General features: G+C 69.8%; 12 protein-coding genes and 2 tRNA genes. 2 read left to right on the forward strand and 12 right to left on the reverse strand.

Annotated elements, in window-relative coordinates:
- Positions 1-5: 5 nt before the first annotated feature.
- The 3 genes from thrS to ABIE67_RS09675 form a co-directional block, all read right to left on the reverse strand.
- Positions 6-1,982 carry a threonine--tRNA ligase gene (gene thrS / locus ABIE67_RS09665; RefSeq protein WP_370255878.1) on the reverse strand — a complete coding sequence of 659 codons (1,977 nt, stop codon included), beginning with the start codon at positions 1,980-1,982 and terminating at the stop codon, positions 6-8.
- 318 nt (positions 1,983-2,300) lie between these two features.
- Positions 2,301-3,524: a hypothetical protein gene (locus ABIE67_RS09670; protein ID WP_370255879.1), complete on the reverse strand. Its 1,224-nt coding sequence runs from the start codon at positions 3,522-3,524 to the stop codon at positions 2,301-2,303.
- Positions 3,521-4,087 carry a DUF4365 domain-containing protein gene (locus tag ABIE67_RS09675; RefSeq protein ID WP_370255881.1) on the reverse strand — a complete coding sequence of 189 codons (567 nt, stop codon included), beginning with the start codon at positions 4,085-4,087 and terminating at the stop codon, positions 3,521-3,523. The genes ABIE67_RS09670 and ABIE67_RS09675 overlap by 4 nt, the downstream gene beginning before the upstream one ends.
- A gap of 168 nt (positions 4,088-4,255) precedes the next feature.
- Here ABIE67_RS09675 and ABIE67_RS09680 point away from each other — a divergent pair, with 168 nt between their 5' ends.
- Positions 4,256-4,984: a 3'-5' exonuclease gene (locus ABIE67_RS09680; protein ID WP_370255882.1), complete on the forward strand. Its 729-nt coding sequence runs from the start codon at positions 4,256-4,258 to the stop codon at positions 4,982-4,984.
- 69 nt (positions 4,985-5,053) lie between these two features.
- Here the strand turns inward: ABIE67_RS09680 and ABIE67_RS09685 are convergent.
- Together ABIE67_RS09685 and ABIE67_RS09690 are read right to left on the reverse strand one after the other, a co-directional pair.
- A tRNA-Val gene (locus ABIE67_RS09685) sits at positions 5,054-5,125 on the reverse strand.
- A 49-nt stretch (positions 5,126-5,174) separates the two neighbouring features.
- Positions 5,175-5,708: an SRPBCC family protein gene (locus ABIE67_RS09690; RefSeq protein ID WP_370255883.1), complete on the reverse strand. Its 534-nt coding sequence runs from the start codon at positions 5,706-5,708 to the stop codon at positions 5,175-5,177.
- Between the two features lie 99 nt (positions 5,709-5,807).
- Here ABIE67_RS09690 and ABIE67_RS09695 point away from each other — a divergent pair, with 99 nt between their 5' ends.
- Entirely contained in the window at positions 5,808-8,294 is a 2,487-nt protein-coding gene (locus ABIE67_RS09695) for an SCO7613 C-terminal domain-containing membrane protein (RefSeq protein WP_370255884.1), read from the forward strand.
- A gap of 90 nt (positions 8,295-8,384) precedes the next feature.
- Here ABIE67_RS09695 and ABIE67_RS09700 read toward each other — a convergent pair whose 3' ends face one another.
- The 7 genes from ABIE67_RS09700 to ABIE67_RS09730 all read right to left on the reverse strand — a co-directional run bounded on the left by ABIE67_RS09700 (position 8,385) and on the right by ABIE67_RS09730 (position 15,950).
- On the reverse strand, positions 8,385-11,120 hold the full coding sequence (locus ABIE67_RS09700) for a Tat pathway signal sequence domain protein (RefSeq protein ID WP_370255885.1): 2,736 nt from the start codon (positions 11,118-11,120) through the stop codon (positions 8,385-8,387).
- A 107-nt stretch (positions 11,121-11,227) separates the two neighbouring features.
- Positions 11,228-11,827 (reverse strand): hypothetical protein, encoded by a 600-nt coding sequence (locus ABIE67_RS09705; protein ID WP_370255886.1) that lies wholly within the window; start codon positions 11,825-11,827, stop codon positions 11,228-11,230.
- Between the two features lie 19 nt (positions 11,828-11,846).
- Positions 11,847-12,719: a carbohydrate ABC transporter permease gene (locus ABIE67_RS09710; protein ID WP_370255887.1), complete on the reverse strand. Its 873-nt coding sequence runs from the start codon at positions 12,717-12,719 to the stop codon at positions 11,847-11,849.
- A complete protein-coding gene (locus tag ABIE67_RS09715; protein ID WP_370255888.1) occupies positions 12,716-13,672 on the reverse strand; it encodes a carbohydrate ABC transporter permease in 957 nt (318 codons plus the stop codon). Before ABIE67_RS09715 ends, ABIE67_RS09710 begins: the two co-directional genes overlap by 4 nt.
- A 14-nt stretch (positions 13,673-13,686) precedes the next feature.
- Positions 13,687-14,973, reverse strand: a complete 1,287-nt coding sequence (locus ABIE67_RS09720; protein WP_370255889.1) for an ABC transporter substrate-binding protein — start codon at positions 14,971-14,973, stop codon at positions 13,687-13,689.
- 358 nt (positions 14,974-15,331) lie between these two features.
- Positions 15,332-15,403, reverse strand: a tRNA-Val gene (locus tag ABIE67_RS09725).
- Positions 15,404-15,491: 88 nt separating this feature from the next.
- The gene (locus ABIE67_RS09730; protein ID WP_370268398.1) at positions 15,492-15,950 is read right to left on the reverse strand and encodes a TIGR02611 family protein; all 459 of its coding nucleotides are present in this window, start codon (positions 15,948-15,950) and stop codon (positions 15,492-15,494) included.
- Positions 15,951-15,966: the final 16 nt, after the last annotated feature.

The following is a 15,966-nucleotide window of genomic DNA, read 5'->3' on the forward strand; positions in this document are numbered from 1 at the left end:
CCTGATCAGACCTGCGCCCGCTCCTCCACGACCTGCGCGATCTTCGCGATGGCCTCGTCGAAGGGGATGCCGTTCTCCTGCGAGCCGTCGCGGTAGCGGAAGGAGACGGCGTTGTTGGCCATGTCCTCGTCGCCCGCGATGACCATGAAGGGCACCTTCTGCTTCTGGGCGTTGCGGATCTTCTTCTGCATCCGGTCGGAGGAGGAGTCCACCTCGACCCGCAGGCCCTTCTTCTTCGCGGCCGCGGCGAACTTCTCCAGGTAGTCCACGTGCCCGTCGCCGATCGGGATGCCGATCGCCTGGACAGGGGCCAGCCACGCCGGGAAGGCGCCCGCGTAGTGCTCCAGGAGCACCGCGAAGAACCGCTCGATCGAGCCGAACAGCGCGCGGTGGATCATGACCGGACGCTGCTTGGAGCCGTCGGGGCCCGTGTACTCCAGGTCGAAGCGCTCCGGCAGGTTGAAGTCGAGCTGGATGGTCGACATCTGCCAGGTCCGGCCGATGGCGTCCTTGGCCTGGACGGAGATCTTCGGGCCGTAGAAGGCGGCGCCGCCCGGGTCGGGCACGAGGGGCAGGCCCTGCTTCTCGGCGACCTGGCGCAGCGTCTCGGTCGCCTCCTCCCAGACCTCGTCGGAGCCGACGAACTTCTCCGGGTCCTTGGTGGACAGCTCCAGGTAGAAGTCGGTCAGGCCGTAATCGCGGAGCAGGCCGAGGACGAAGGTGAGCGTCCTGTCGAGCTCGTCCGACATCTGCTCGCGCGTGCAGTAGATGTGCGCGTCGTCCTGCGTGAAGCCACGCGCGCGCGTGAGGCCGTGCACGACGCCCGACTTCTCGTACCGGTACACGGTCCCGAACTCGAAGAGGCGCAGCGGCAGTTCACGGTACGAACGGCCGCGCGCGTCGAAGATCAGGTTGTGCATCGGGCAGTTCATGGGCTTGAGGTAGTAGTCCACGCCCTCGTCGAGCTGCATGGGCGGGTACATGCCCTCGGCGTACCAGTCCAGGTGGCCCGACGTCTCGAAGAGCTTCCCCTTCGTGGCGTGCGGGGTGTAGACGAACTCGTAGCCCTCTTCCTCGTGGCGGCGGCGCGAGTAGTCCTCCATGACCCGGCGGACGATGCCGCCCTTGGGGTGGAAGACGGCGAGGCCGGAGCCGATCTGCTCCGGGATGGAGAAGAGGTCCAGCTCGTTGCCCAGCTTGCGGTGGTCGCGCTTCTCCGCCTCGGCGAGGAAGTCGAGGTGCGCCTTCAGCTCGTCCTTGGACGGCCAGGCGGTGCCGTAGATGCGCTGGAGCATCGGGTTCTTCTCGCTGCCGCGCCAGTAGGCGGCCGCGTTGCGCATCAGCTTGAACGCCGGGATGTTGCGGGTCGTGGGCAGGTGGGGGCCCCGGCAGAGGTCCTTCCAGCACAGCTCGCCGCTCTTGGCGTCCAGGTTGTCGTAGATCGTCAGCTCACCGGCGCCGACCTCGACGTCCGCGCCGTCGTCGGACGAGGCGGATCCCTTGAGGCCGATCAGCTCCAGCTTGTAGGGCTCGGCGGCGAGCTCCTCGCGGGCGGCGTCGTCGGTCACGACGCGGCGGGAGAAGCGCTGCCCCCGCTTCTGGATCTCCTGCATCTTCTTCTCGATGGCCTTGAGATCCTCGGGCGTGAACGGCTTCTCGACGTCGAAGTCGTAGTAGAAGCCGTCCTTGACGGGCGGGCCGATGCCCAGCTTTGCCTCGGGGAAGAGCTCCTGCACGGCCTGCGCCATCACGTGCGCGGTGGAGTGGCGGAGGATGTTGAGACCGTCCTCGGAGGAGATCTCGACGCCCTCGACCTCCTCGCCGTCGGCGAGCGCGTACGACAGGTCCTTGAGCTCGCCGCCCACGCGCGCGGCGATGACGGAGCGCTCGCCGGCGAAGAGGTCGGCGGCCGTGGTGCCCGTCGTCACCACGCGTTCTTCCCGCTCGGAATCGCGTTGGATGATCACACGGACGTCTGACACCGGTCTCTCCTGACTGAAGGGGGAATGCGGCGCCATACCAGGAGCGCGCGCATTACGCGATCGTACCGACCCCGGACGGCCGACCGCGAAACGGTCACGTGAGCGCTCCACTAGCAGGGCCGTGATGGGTCGGCGGTCGGCTGCGGCTTCGTCGTGGCTGGTCGCGCGGTTCCCCGCGCCCCTATAGGGCGCTGCCGGAACCGCATCCCGGCTCCCCCCTGCCAACCAGCCCACACCAACGCCGAGCAAGTGCCCACCGGCTGTCACTGTCCCCACGACACCGGCACAAGGCGCCCCGTAGGCGACCGAGCCAGACAATCAGCCGTCCTCGCCCCCGCAAGCCTCCTCGAAGTAGTCCAGGTCCTCCTGCAGCGACTTCATCAGCCGGTCCCGCTCCGCCTCGTCGACCTGTACCGGTACGACGCCGGAGGCCCCGGTGACCTTGCGGAAGCCGCCGCGGCTCTCCAGCCGGCCGTGGACCCGCACTGGAAGGCCGACCAGGTGGGCGTGCCCGGCGATGCGGTACGACTCCTCGTCCAGGGTCAGCCGGACGTGCGGGATCTCGGCGCCCGCGAGGACGCGCAGGCGTACGGTGCCCTCTCCGCGCGGCCCCGATCTGCGCATCCGTACGACCGCGCCGGTGATCCTTACCGGCACGGACGGCTCCTCGCGCAGATAGCGGGCGCCGGCCTCGCGCAGCACGGGCAGGTCGCCGGGCGAGAACTCGACGGGCTCGACGCCGCTCGCGCAGTCGGCGGGCACACCGGCCGCGGGTGCCCACTCGACGGCGATGCGCGCACCCTCCGTACCGCGCACGAGGGCGATCAGGGCTTCGGTGAGCTCACGGCTGACGCCCGCCTCGACGGCGCCGTCGAAGGCGTCCATGCCGCCGGTGGCCCGCTGGTAGTCGATGGCCTCGCGGGCGGCGTAGAGGGCCTGGTGGAGGCGTACGGCGAGCGGGCGCCCCGTGCCGATCGGCACGAAGGCGGTGAGGCCACGGCCGCCGGGTGCGGGGCCGACGAGGACGCTCTCCAGCATCGCGGCGGCCGAACGGCGGTGCCGGGCGCCGTAATAGCCCGCACGCGCGCGCGTGGCGAGCGCCGCGGCGAGGAGCATCTGGCGGGCCGCCCCGCGCAGTTCCTCCTCGACGGTCCAGGGCGCGGCCCCGGCCGGCCCGCTCGGCGCGTCCCGCCACCAGCGGACCTCGTCGCTGGGCACGGCGAGCCCGACCAGCACCTCGCGCGCGGAGGGCATGCCGCTGCGGGACAGGGCGATCAGGGCCTCGCCGAGCAGGTCGTCGCTGTCGGGGAAGGCACGGGACTCGGGGACGAGCAGGCTGGTGCCGTTACCGCCCGGGCCGGGCGGGGTCCAGCGGCCGTAGCGCCCCGCCGCTCCCCCGCGCCGCTGCCAGCCGTGCCGGTGCAGCAGGGCGCTGAGCACGGCGGGGTCGACGTCGCCGGGCTCGGGGGGACGGTCCCAGGACGCCTCGGCCGGGTGGGGCCGCACGGGCCGTATGGGTTCCTCCAGGGGGCGGTGCGTCATGGTCTGCCTCCCGTACCGACCCGCGTCATGATCTCGCAGAGGGCCCGGTCGTCGAAGATGCGTGAGGTCGGTATGCGCACGGTGGTGCGGCGCCGGCCAGTGATCGCGTGACCGGCGAGGTTGACCCAGTAGCAGCAGTGCCGCAGGTCGAGCCGGTCGTGGCCGGCGCGAAGCCACTGCTCCTGCGACCGTGGAACGATCATCACGACCAGGATCTTGTGCACCGAGACCGGGGTGCGGGCGAGCTTGGCCAGGTGGTCGTTGTCGAGCGTGAAGGAGAAGAAACGGCCGGCCGGATTCGGCGCGAGCTGGTAGGTGGCCTTGAGCTGCACCTTGATGGTGACCTCGTCGTCGACCGTGTGGCCGGGCGCGCTGTGGCTGACGTGCCAGTCGATGCCGTTGTCCGGGAACGGCTGGGACAGCGAGCAGCCGGCGGCCGCCGCGACGGCGTGCAGATAGCCCACCTGCAGTGTCTCCATGCAGGCGGTAGTGGCTAGTGAACCGCGATGGGGGCCCGTTCGTTCGGGCAGCAGCCCGCCCCGCTCGGGCTGCGCTATCGCCATGACCAACAGCCTTCCGCGCCAGGTGAATCCCGGTACCGGGTCGCTGAACTGCAATGACCCGCACTCCTGTTGTGTCCTTCCGGCGTACGGCGCAAACAGCCCGGGTATCACCAAACGGGCAGAAGACGGTGCGTCAGCTGCCGTGGGTGAACGAGGGGTTGTGTAGGTATGGCGTGCTGGTATGAAGGCCCGCTGGCGGCATTCGACACGGAGACGACAGGCGTGGACGTCGAGACCGACCGGATCGTTTCGGCGGCCGTCGTCGTCCAGGACGCCCCGGGCACCCGGCCGAGGGTGACCCGGTGGCTGGTGAACCCGGGTGTACCGGTGCCGGAGGCGGCGACGGCGGTACACGGACTGACGGAGGAGCATCTCCAGCGCAACGGCCGCTGGCCGGCGCCGGTGATGCACGAGATAGCCGCCGCACTGGCGGAACAGGCGGCCAGAGGACGGCCGGTGGTGGTGATGAACGCGCCGTTCGATCTGACGCTCCTCGACCGCGAGTTGCGTCGCCACCGTGCCTCGTCGCTCGACCGCTGGTTCGAGTCGACGCCGCTTCTGGTGCTCGATCCCCGGGTGCTCGACAAACACCTGGACCGCTATCGCAAGGGTCGCCGCACCCTGACCGACCTGTGCGCGCACTACGGCGTCACGCTGGACGGCGCGCACGACGCGGCGGCCGACGCACTGGCCTCACTGGAGGTCGTACGGGCGGTCGGACGCCGTTTCGCGGCCCGCCTGGAACGCCTGTCCCCCGCCGAGCTGCACACGCTGCAGGCGGTGTGGCACGCGGCGCAGGCGCGCGGGTTGCAGGCGTGGTTCGCGCGCAGCGGCAGCGACGAGTCGGTCGATCCGGCGTGGCCACTGCGTCCGGACCTGCCGGCGGCCGCCGCCTAGCCTCGCCCCGCCCAGACGGGCGAGGCGCACAAAAAAGCCGGTCCGCTACGGCGGACCGGCCTTTCCCGGTGGGCGATACTGGGTTCGAACCAGTGACCTCTTCGGTGTGAACGAAGCGCTCTCCCACTGAGCTAATCGCCCGGGAACGGACTGAACAATACAGGTCCCCGCGCGTTTCCTTCAAACCGCTTCACGACCGCCTTGATGGCCACCTTGCCGACCACCTTGATGGCCACCTTTGCCGACCGCCTTGATCGCCACCTCGCCGAGCGTCTTGATGACCGTCCGCCAAGCAGGCCATCAGTCCCCGCCGTCCGGCGCGCATCATCAGCCAGTGGTTGGCCCGGAAGATCGGCCGCCCGGGCACCGCGAACCGCCGCAGCAGCGGCTTGTTCACCTCGACCACCTGGTCGTAGCGGGCGAGGCTGCCGTCGCCGTGCGGAGTGATCGTCCAGCGTGCCCAGCCCTCGATGTCGCCGGACATCGCGATCTCCAGGACACCGGCCGAGGCATCGCGCCGCACTTCATGTGCGGTGAAGACCATGTCGTACGGCAGGACGGAGCGGATCGTGATCACCCCGGTGGTGTCACCGGGTCTGGTCACCTCGCGCACCTGGGGCCACCAGCGGGGGTAGTCCTCCGCCTGCGCCAGCAGGTCAAAGACGGCGGCGGGCGGTGCGGGCAGCACCCACAGGCTGCGGAAGCGGTAGTGGCTCCAGTCCATGAGCCGAGTCTGCCCCTACGCAGCGGCTTTCCCTCACCTGAGTACGTTCTGAGTACGCGCACTCATGCCGCATGGCGTGACGCGGACCACACTCCAGGCATGACGCACATTCCGCCACCGACCGAGGAGCTGCGGCTCCTCGACTTCGAGCTGCGCCAACTGGACGCCCGCCGGGCGCAGTTGCTGCACCGCCGCGCCTGGCTGGTCACCGCCCTGCAAGCGGCGGCCGGGCCGACCTCGGCCCCGGCCCCGGCCCCGGCCCCGGTCGCACCCCGGCGCCCCGAGGCCTCGGCGCCCCGGGTCCAGAACGTGCTGCTGGTGCTCGGCGGTGTCCTGCTCACCATCGCCGCGATGGCCTTCACGCTGGTCAGCTGGGGGCACATGGGGATCACCGGGCGGGCCCTGGTGCTCGGCGGGATCACGGTGGCGGTGCTGGCCGCGCCGGTGCCGCTGCTGAAGCACGGGCTGCGGTCGACGGCGGAGTCGGTGGCGGGCCTCGGGCTCGCGCTGACGGTGCTCGACGCGTATGCCCTGCACGAGGTCGCCTTGGCCGACGTGGACGGCACGGGCTATGTCGCGGTCGCCTCGGCGGGGCTGGCGGCCCTGTGGACGGCGTACGGCCTGCTGCCGCGCACCTCCGCGCTGCGGCTGCCCCTGCCCGCCGCCCTGGTCATCACCCAACTCCCCCTCGCCCTCTGGGCGGTGGCGGCCGACGCGGGCCTGTACGGGATCACGGCCGCCGTTCTCGTGACGGCCGCGTTCGACACGGGTGTGGCGCTCCGGGTGCCCGCCAGGTCCGTACGGATCACCGCGGTGATCGGTGCGTACGGCATGGGCGCGTGGGGTGTGTGGGCCGCCGGCTGGCTGTCCTGGACGGCCACCGGCCCGAGCGCCGCCGCCCGTGCGGCGGCGCTCCTCCTCTTCGCGGCCGGCATCGCGCTGACGGCGGCGTGGCGGCAGGTCGCCGAGAAGCACGCGGGAGGGCTCGCCGTCACCGCCGGCCTGCTCGCGGTCGCCGCGGTCGGCGGCACGGCCCGCTCCGTGCTGCCGGACGCGTGGACGGTTCCGGCGTATCTGGCATGCGGGATCGCCCTGTTGGCGGCGGTGCGGGTGGACCGGCTGCCGGAGACGGTACGGCACGGGCTGACCAGGGCCTCCATCGCCGTACAGGGACTCGCCCTGCTCTGGTCACTGCCGCTGCTGGGGATCACGCTGCTGGGCCCCGTCGCGTGGGCGGAGCGGGTGTGGTCCGGCGCGCCGGGTGACGTACGTGAAGCCGTGACGGTGGCCACGCCGTGGCCGCCCCACGCGGAGACGGTGCCCGTGGTCCTGGCGGTCGTCGCCGTCGTCCTGTTCCTCGCGGTACGCGACGCGGTCTGGCGGCCCCGGGCGCTGACCGGTGTGCTGGTGTTGGCGTGGGCGACGGCTGTGGTGCTTCCGGCGGTGCTCGAAGTCCCGTACGTGGCAGGCCTGGTGGCCCTCGGGCTGACGACCGTCGGCACCCTCGCGGCAGCCGCCTGGCTACACCCGTCCGAGCGCCCGGCGGAGGAACCGCGCCAGGAGAAGGAACCACGCTCGGAGAAGGAACCGGCCCCTCAGCCGGCCACAACCCCCGCCCTCGACTTCCCCACCACTCGCCCGACCGCCACGGTCCTCGCCCTTCTCACCGCACTCACCCTCGCCTTCCTCTCCCTGACCGGCGAGCCCGCCACACTCACCGTGCTCTGCACCCTCACGGCACTGTTCGCGGCCGCCTCATGGAAGCCGCACCTCGCCCCGCTCACGGCCCCGACCGCTCTCGCGTACGCCGCCATGCTGGCCTGCGCGACAGGTGCCGCGGCCGACTGGCAGCCGCAGTACACCGCACTGCTGGTCCTGACGGTCCCGGTGGCGGCGGCCCTGCTCGCGGCACGGCTCGGCTCCTCCCCGGCAACGGTCCCGGTCGAGATCGCCGGCGCGCTCGCAGGACTGCTCGCCGTCGGACTGGCCGCGGCCTCGGCGGACCTGCCGATGCTCGCCCTGGTCCTGGCGTTGTGCGGTGTGATCACCGTCGGCACGGCGATCCGCGCGGACCGCCGACCCGTCGCCTACGCCTCCGCCGCCCTCTTCGTCCTGGCCACCTGGGTGCGCCTGGCGGCCTGGGACGTCGGGACGCCGGAGGCGTACACGCTGCCGGTCACCGTCCCGGCCCTGCTCGTCGGCGCCCTGCACAGGCGCCGCGATCCGCAGACCTCGTCCTGGACGGCGTACGGCCCCGGCCTCGCCGCCACTCTCGTGCCGAGCCTCGTCACGGCGTGGGGCGATCCGCAATGGACGCGCCCTCTGCTGCTGGGCCTGGCGGCCCTGGCGGTCACACTGCTGGGCGCCCGCCACCACCTCCAGGCCCCGCTCCTCCTCGGCGGCGCGGTACTGGCCCTGGACGCCCTGCACGAACTCGCCCCGTACATCGCCCAGGTGACGGACGCACTCCCCCGCTGGGTACCGCCCGCCCTGGCCGGCCTCCTCCTGCTGGCCATCGGAGCAACGTACGAACAGCGCCTCAGGGACGCCCGAAAGATGCGGGACTTCTTGGGGAACCTGCACTGAAGCGCCCCGTCAGGGGCGCGGGGCTGTATCGATATGCGGCTCCGTCGCGCGGGCGCGACCAGCCACAACAGCCCCGCAGTTCCCCACCTGTTACGGCATCTTGTCCCCGAGCAACGCCAGGTTCTCGATGGCCGCAAGCCCGTACAGTGCCGTGTCATTCGTCGACACCCAGGCCGCCTCACTACCCGGAACCAAGGCAGCCGGCCCACTCAGCTCCTCCGTCTTCCAGGGCGCCGACTCCTTGTACCCGTCGGAGTTGTAGAACTTCTCCCACGCCCGCTTGGCGAGCTTCTCGTCCCCGGTCTGGACGGCGGCGTACGCATCGAGGCGCGAGTGCCCCTGGAAGAGCAGCAGGGTGCCGAAGTTGGAGCCATAGCGTGCCGCCTGCTCGGCCTTCGTCGCGTTGAAGTAGCGGCAGTAGTCGAAGTACGCCTCGTTGAACTTCGGCATGTCGACGAGGTCGATGAGCTCGGCGCACAGCTCGTTGAGCCCGAACACGGCGGACAGGTGCGAGACCCCGACCACCGGCGCCGAAGCGACCGCGAACCTGCCCGTGTCGAGGTCGTACAGACCGGTCCCCTGCACGAACCCGTTCGGCTGGGCGGCGATGGTCTCCATCGTCGACAGCACGCGCGCCTTGGCCTTCTCCCACTTGGGTCCCTTGCGCTCCCACTCCGTCAGCCACGCCGACACGAGCCCGCTCCAGTCCGTGCCGAAGCCGATCGACAGCGCGTGCCGGTCGGGGGTGTACGGCTCGGTGCGGATCTTGCGGATCGGGTCGAGGACGAGGAAGGTCTCGTCGGAGTCGACGTTGGCGTGCATGAGGTCGCCGACCCGCTCGTCGGCGGTGAGGAAGTAGTAGTAGCGGCGGTACGTCGTGTTGGCGATGCGCTGCTGTTTGGCGCTGTCGGCGTAGTGCTGGACGCCGTGCCGGGTGCCGAGGCCGGCCCATTTGCCGAGGTGGTAGACGTCGACCTCACCGGTGTGCCGGGTCATCGCCTCGGCGAACCGGAAGATGTCCGCGCGGCCGGAGCGGAGATACGCGAACCACAGCCAGAGGTCCGGCGAGAGCTCGGAGTTGTCCCAGGCGTAGCCGCCGATGTCGTACCGCCACTGGTGCCTGACGGTGTCGTAGGTGTGCATGATGTCGCCGTAGTCCCAGAAGCCGTACCAGCGGCGCTGGTCCACCTGGTCCTTGTAGTAGGTGAAGAGGAAGTCGAGGTGGTCCTCGATCTTCGCCTTGGCCGGGGTGGAGCGGTCGGGCTCGGAGTACAGGCCCGGTCCGAAGACCTTGGCCTTGATGAGCTGCTTGGGCGGGGCGGCGAGCTGCGGCAACACCCGTACGGCCTCGACCTGTTGAGCCAGGGCTTCCGGTGAGGGCGTGGACTCGTTGGCCCAGAACAACAGCTCCGACGTACGGGCGATGCCGTACGGCGTACCGAACTCCGGCTCGTAGTCCTCGTAGGTGATGTTGAGGCCTTCGAGCTGCTCGGGGTAGGTGTCCTGACCCATGCCGTCGTGGTAGAAACGCAGGTCCATGGGCTGTGCCTCGGGCGACCAGAGCCACATGGTGACCTCGGCCGCGTCGGTCTGGGCGTCGCGGATGTCGAGCTGGGCGGGGAACTTCTCCCAGAAGTCCCGCAGCCCGAAGGACAGTCCGCCGCTGACGCCGCCGACGTAGCCGAAGCCCGAGGCACGCCTGCCGCCGCCCGCGCCGATCCAGCCGTGGCCCTTCTTCGTCCGCTTGCGCAGCGTGAAGCCGTCGGCGGAGAGCTGGGAGAGGGTGTAGTCGCCCCACTCGGGGATGTACTGGAGCCGGGTCGTGACCCGCTGGTCCCAGGTGGACGGGTCGGGCAGCTTCTCCCCCGCGAACTGGGCGGCCTGTACGGCGGCGCCCGGGTCGCGGCGCAGTCCGGTGATGCCCTTGACGGCCTCGCGGAGCAGTCCGGTGCCGTCGCCGCCGATGCGGATGTGGCGGTCGTAGGACTGGTCCCGCATCGGCACGGTGAAGCGCACGCCGATGCCGCGGATGAAGTCGCCGCTGCCCTTCCCGGGCTCCTGGGTGCCGTCGAAGGTGATGGTGTGCACCATGCGGAAGGAGTCGGCGCCCGCGTAGAAGTAGAGGCGGATGGAGAAGGGGAGCCAGCTGCGGCTGCCCTTGCGATGCTTGCCGTCGATGCGGACGACCGCGCGGACGGGGCCGTCCTGCTCGACCTCGACCGTCGAGATGGCGCCCTCGAAGCGTTCGGTCCTGACCGCGTCCTGGTCCTCGTCCTCGATCTCGGGCTGGCGGATGAGCACGAGCCGCCCGTTCTTGGCGATCTCGGTGGAGCCGCGGGTGACCGACTTGATCAGGGTGGCGCCGGAGTTCCCGATCCTCGCGGTGATGACGCCGGTCGAGACGGTGATCGCGCCGCCGCTCCTGTCGACGGTGACCTTCTTGGCCGGGGCGGCGGCCTCCCCGGCGGCGAGGGTGAGCTTGCCGTTGCCCGAGCTGACCGCGTGGGCCGTCCACTTGAGGGAGCCGTCCGGCCAGTACGCGAGGGGCCATGACTGCACGGGGACGGACTTGCCGTCGGCGTCCGTCAGCGCGAAGGTCTGGTCCTCCTGGTAGGCGCCCTTCGGCCAGGGCACACCGACGGTGGAGCCGGGGGCGGCGCCCAGGCCGCCGTCCTCCAGCCAGTCCAGGGTCACGGGGCCGTCGTCGGCCGCGGCGGCTCTGGGCGCGGCCTGCGCGTCCTTGGCCCCTAGCGCCCAGCTGAACTGTGCGGCGGCTCCGGCGACGGCGGCCGCCTTGAGGATGGACCTACGGGGGATGGGAGACATGAGGAGTCCAGCCTTTCCTTCCGTACGGGGATGCGAGGTGAGGTCAGGGGCATGACAGAGAGAGGTACGGCGCCGAGGGCGCCGACCTGGTGCGAGGGCACCGCCCGTCAGCGGCGCCGGTGCCGCTCCTCCACGGCGACGGCGGCCGCCGCGACGGCCCCCAGGACGGGGACCGCCAGCGGCGGGACGAACCAGGCGGACAGAGCCACGACGGCCAGCCCGCAGACGACCAGGAAGGACCCGGCGGGATCGAGCACGGTCCGCCGCCCGGCCTCCGCGAGCAACGCCCGCCAGACCGCGCCCGGCGTCCAGACCGCGGCCGCCCGCAGCAGGGCCACGGCGGCCCCGATCAGCGCGAAGATGCCGACGGCCCCGACGAACGGCCCGGCGGGAATCCCGGCCCGCGCGGCCAGGACGTCCACCCAGACCGCGACGGCCACCGCCCATCCGGCGAGCCCGACGGCCCACCCTCCGCGCACGGCCGCGCGGAAGTCCGTGACGAACTCCCCCAGGCCACCGCCCTCGTGGGTCGTACGACGTCGCAGGTGCCGCGCGCCGGCGGCGAAGGCCGCGGGGTAGGTGACGACGCCGAGACAGGCCACGGCGATCCACACCCCGGTGAGCAGGCACTCGGCGAAGACCGCGAACCGCTCGCCGAACACCGACTCCCTCCGCGAGGAGCGGGCCTTCACTCGTGCTTGCGCCATGGTGACCGCCTCAGCCCTTTCACTTCAGTCCGGACGTCGCCATGCCGTCGATGAGGTAGCGCTGGAAGGCCATGAAGAAGGCGATGACCGGGATCAGCGCCACCAGCGACATCGCGATCATGCTGCCGTAGTTGGAGATGCCCTCCTGATCGCGGAACATCATCAGGCCGAGCGAGACGGTGTACTTCTCGGGGGTGTTGAGGTAGATCAACGGCCCCATGAAGTCGTTCCAGGCGTTGATGAAGGTGAAGATCGCGCTGGTGATGATCGCGGGCCGGCTCAACGGCAGCACGATCGACCAGTAGGTGCGCAGATGCCCGCAGCCGTCGAGCTTGGCGGCCTCGTCCAGCTCACGTGGCAGTCCCCGCATGAACTGCACCATCAGGAACACGAAAAAGGCTTCCGTGGCCAGGAACTTGCCCGCGACGAGCGGCACCAGGGTGTCGGTGAGCTCGAGGTTGCGGAAGAGCACGTACTGCGGGATGAGCAGCACGTGGTACGGCAGCAGCAGCGTGCCGATCATCAGGGTGAAGAGCAGGTTCCGCCCGGCGAACCGGATCTTGGCGAAGGCGTACGCGGTCAGCGAGCTGGACAGGACGACACCGGCCACGGCGAGGCCCGCGTACATCAGCGAGTTCCAGAAGAAGCTGCTGATGGAGATGCCGGAGATGCCGTCGGCGAGCCCGGAGAAGTTCGCCCAGACCGGCTTGGTGGGCAGCAGGTCGAGGCTGGCGATGATGTCCTTGCTCGGCTTGAACGATGCGCCGACCACCCAGATCACGGGATAGAGGACGACCGCCAGGACGGCGAGCGCGCCCACGTGCCAGGCGAGCGATCCGAAGCGCCGCCGCTCGTTCGCGGTGTGCAGGGCAGGGCTGGTGGCACTGGTCACTTGGCGGCCTCCTCGTAGTGCACCCACTTCTTCTGCGACCAGAACAGGACCGCCGTGACCAGCGCCACCGCGATCACCAGCGTCCAGGCCATCGCGGAGGCGAAGCCCATCTGGGCCTCCTTGAAGCCCTTCTGGTAGAGGTAACAGGTGTAGACGAGCGTGGCGTCGGCGGGCCCGCACCGGGTGTCGGAGACGACGTAGGCGGAGCCGAACACCTGGAACGCGTGGATGGACTCCAGCAGCACGTTGAAGAACAGCACCGGGGAGATCATCGGCAGCGTGATGTTCCAGAACCGCCTGAGCGGTCCGGCCCCGTCCACCTCGGCAGCCTCGTACAGCTCCTGCGGGACCTGCTTGAGACCGGCCAGGAAGATGACCATCGGTGCGCCGAACTGCCAGATGCTCAGCGCCACCAGGGCGTAGATGATGTAGTCCGGGTTGCCGATCCAGCCGCCCACGTCGAGACCGAATATCTTCTGCGTCCGGTCCACGACCGCGTCGTCCGAGAACAGCGCCCGCCACACGAAGCCGACGGAGACACTGGCACCGATGAGCGAGGGCATGTAGAAGGCGGCCCGGTACAGGCCCTGTCCGCGCCGCTTCTGCGCGAGCAGCAGCGCGACGCCGAGCGCGAGCAGCAGTTTCAGCGGGGTGGCCACGACGACGTACTTCAGAGTGACCTCGACCGACTTCTGCCAGCGCGGGTCCTGGAACATCGTCGTGAAGTTGTCGAGCCCCACCCACTGGGGCGGCGTGAACAGGTTGTAGCTGGTGAACGCGTAGTACAGCGAGGCGATCATCGGCCCCGCCGTGAGCAGCAGGAATCCCGCGATCCAGGGCGACATGAAGAGATAGCCGGCAAGGTTCTCGCGGCGCCGCCCGCGCCGCCCGGCGGCGGGAGCGGCGGACCGCTTCCCGGCCGGGCGCACGGGCGCTTCCTTGACGAGCGTCATGGTGGTACGTCCCCTCAGCCCGCGAACGCGGCCTTGGCCTCGCTGAACAGCTTCTTGGCGGCGTCGGCCGGCTTGGTCTTGCCCTGGGCGACCTCGCCGCCGATGCGCAGGAACGCCGCCTCGACGACATCGGCGCCCGACGGGTGCGGGGTGATCTTCCCGAGGACGCCGGCCTTGGCGACCTCCTCCTCGTAGGCCGCGACGCCCTTGTTGTTGGCGTCGGTGGGCTTGAACGCGTCGTACTGCTCGGTGGTGGCGAGGATGCCGCGGTCGTAGCCCATGATCTTGCCGACCTCGGGGTCGTGGACCATGAAGGAGATGAACTGGGCGACCTCCTTGGGATGCTTGGTCCCGGAGAAGGCGCTGAGCATCAGCGAGCCGAGGTACTGACCGGTGTCCTTGCCGTCCGTGGTGGGGATCGGCGCGAGCCCGTAGTCCGACTCGCCCTCGCCCTCGTAGCGGATGGAGAAGTTGTCCCAGGTGAACTCGGACGCGGCAAGACCCGCCGAGAGACCGGACTTGGGCTTGACCTGCTCGATCTTCTTCGGGTCGGCGACGAGCCCGGACCGCACGCGCTTGTACCCGTCCTCCCACCACTGCGTCAGATCGTCCTCGGTGAACCCGAGATCGGTGTCCGTGAAGAAGGCCTTGCCGTTCTGGCGCAGGTAGAGGTCGTAGAGGTACATGATGTTGAAGTAGCCGGTGTCACCGGCGATCTTCAGCTTGTCCTGGATCGTCTGGAGCGCGTCGAAGTACTCGTCCCAGGTCCAGCCGAACTTCGCCTCGACGCCCGCCTTCTCGAAGGCCTTGACGTCGATGACCAGCGCCATGGTGTTGGCGCCCACGGGTATCGCGATCTGCTTGCCGTCGACCTGGCCGTTGGCCAGAACGCCGTTGCGGAAGTTGTCCAGGTCCAGATTCCCGGCGTCCGCCTGCGCCTTGAGATCCAGCAGAACACCGCGCTTGTCGTACTTGCGCAGGAAGCCGACCGCATTCTGGAAAACGTCCGGCGGATTCCCGCCGGAGGCCTGGGTCTGGAACTTCTCCCAGAACGCCTCATAGTCTGTGAATTCCGGCTTGATCTTGATCTTCGGGTACTTCTTCTCGAAGAGCGCGATCGTCTTCTTGATGGCGATGGTGCGCGGCTCGCCACCCCACCAGGCGTAACGGAGCGTGACCGTCCCGTCTCCGGATCCGCCGTCACCACCGCAAGCGGTCGTAGCACCCAGGCCGGCCACGGCCGCCGAGGCCCCGGCCACCTTCAGGATCGTACGCCTCTCAACATTCCTGCTGGTTCCCATGGTTGGGCCCCCTCCCCGCAGCGTCATTGCCGTCTGCATGAATCGTTTCAAGTAAGCGCTTGCTGGCACAAGCTACGAGGGGCCCCGTGGTGCGTCAATGATTCGGACAGGATTTTCTTGTGGACCGGCGCGGCAAGTTGACGGTCCATCGGGAACGATTCGGACGCCAGAGCGCCCAACTCCGCAGGTAGAGCACGCGCGATCGACCCACCGAACGCAAACAGGCCCTCAGCACAAGAGAATTGGTCGGCCGGAACTCGCCTGCCCGGGCAAGGACACCGCGGGGCCCGAGCGCGCCGCGGAGCGCACATACGACGACGGCCCGTCTGCTCTCTCGCAGAGGGCCGTCGTATCCGGGTGGGCGATACTGGGTTCGAACCAGTGACCTCTTCGGTGTGAACGAAGCGCTCTCCCACTGAGCTAATCGCCCGGGCGCAGGAAGAACATTACCCCATGTCAGGGGGTGCGGGTGACCAGCGCGAACCCGCACCGGACGACGTCCGCGCCCCCGTCGCGGATCACTGGTCCTTGATCTTCCAGGGCATGACGATGCCGAACTTCCACAGGTAGAAACCGACGAGCGCGCCCACGATCACGAGGCCGATCGACGTCAGGATGATGTTGCGGCGGCGCACCTTCGGGTCGAGGGCCCGCTGGGCCGCCTCGGTGACCTTGCGCTTGGTCCAGCGCAGCACCAACTGGGCCCAGACGAACTCGGTCGCCCAGACCGCCATGCCGCCGAAGATCACGACCCAGCCCGGGCCGGGCAGCGGCAGCATGATGATGCCGGCGACCACGATCGCCAGGCCGATGATGAAGACACCCACCTGCCAGCTGACATGCAGCGCCCGGCGCGCCTTGATGAACTCCGGCGCTCTCGATCCGAGGCCCTGCTCGCTGTCGCCTTTCACGCCATCCACTTTGATCTCGTCCGTCGCCACGGCAACCTCGCCCGGCTCGTCACTCCCCGTATTCATACGGCCAAACCCTACC

The sequence above is a fragment of the Streptomyces sp. V4I8 genome (assembly GCF_041261225.1).
GTDB lineage: Bacteria > Actinomycetota > Actinomycetes > Streptomycetales > Streptomycetaceae > Streptomyces.

Bases quoted from the DNA above. Each gene is read 5' to 3' on its own strand.
- ABIE67_RS09670 (WP_370255879.1), bottom strand. From the start codon at position 3,524: ATGACGCACCGCCCCCTGGAGGAACCCATACGGCCCGTGCGGCCCCAC.
- ABIE67_RS09675 (WP_370255881.1), bottom strand. From the start codon at position 4,087: ATGGCGATAGCGCAGCCCGAGCGGGGCGGGCTGCTGCCCGAACGAACG.
- ABIE67_RS09680 (WP_370255882.1), top strand. From the start codon at position 4,256: ATGGCGTGCTGGTATGAAGGCCCGCTGGCGGCATTCGACACGGAGACG.
- ABIE67_RS09690 (WP_370255883.1), bottom strand. From the start codon at position 5,708: ATGGACTGGAGCCACTACCGCTTCCGCAGCCTGTGGGTGCTGCCCGCA.
- ABIE67_RS09695 (WP_370255884.1), top strand. From the start codon at position 5,808: ATGACGCACATTCCGCCACCGACCGAGGAGCTGCGGCTCCTCGACTTC.
- ABIE67_RS09700 (WP_370255885.1), bottom strand. From the start codon at position 11,120: ATGTCTCCCATCCCCCGTAGGTCCATCCTCAAGGCGGCCGCCGTCGCC.
- ABIE67_RS09705 (WP_370255886.1), bottom strand. From the start codon at position 11,827: ATGGCGCAAGCACGAGTGAAGGCCCGCTCCTCGCGGAGGGAGTCGGTG.
- ABIE67_RS09715 (WP_370255888.1), bottom strand. From the start codon at position 13,672: ATGACGCTCGTCAAGGAAGCGCCCGTGCGCCCGGCCGGGAAGCGGTCC.
- ABIE67_RS09720 (WP_370255889.1), bottom strand. From the start codon at position 14,973: ATGGGAACCAGCAGGAATGTTGAGAGGCGTACGATCCTGAAGGTGGCC.
- ABIE67_RS09730 (WP_370268398.1), bottom strand. From the start codon at position 15,950: ATGAATACGGGGAGTGACGAGCCGGGCGAGGTTGCCGTGGCGACGGAC.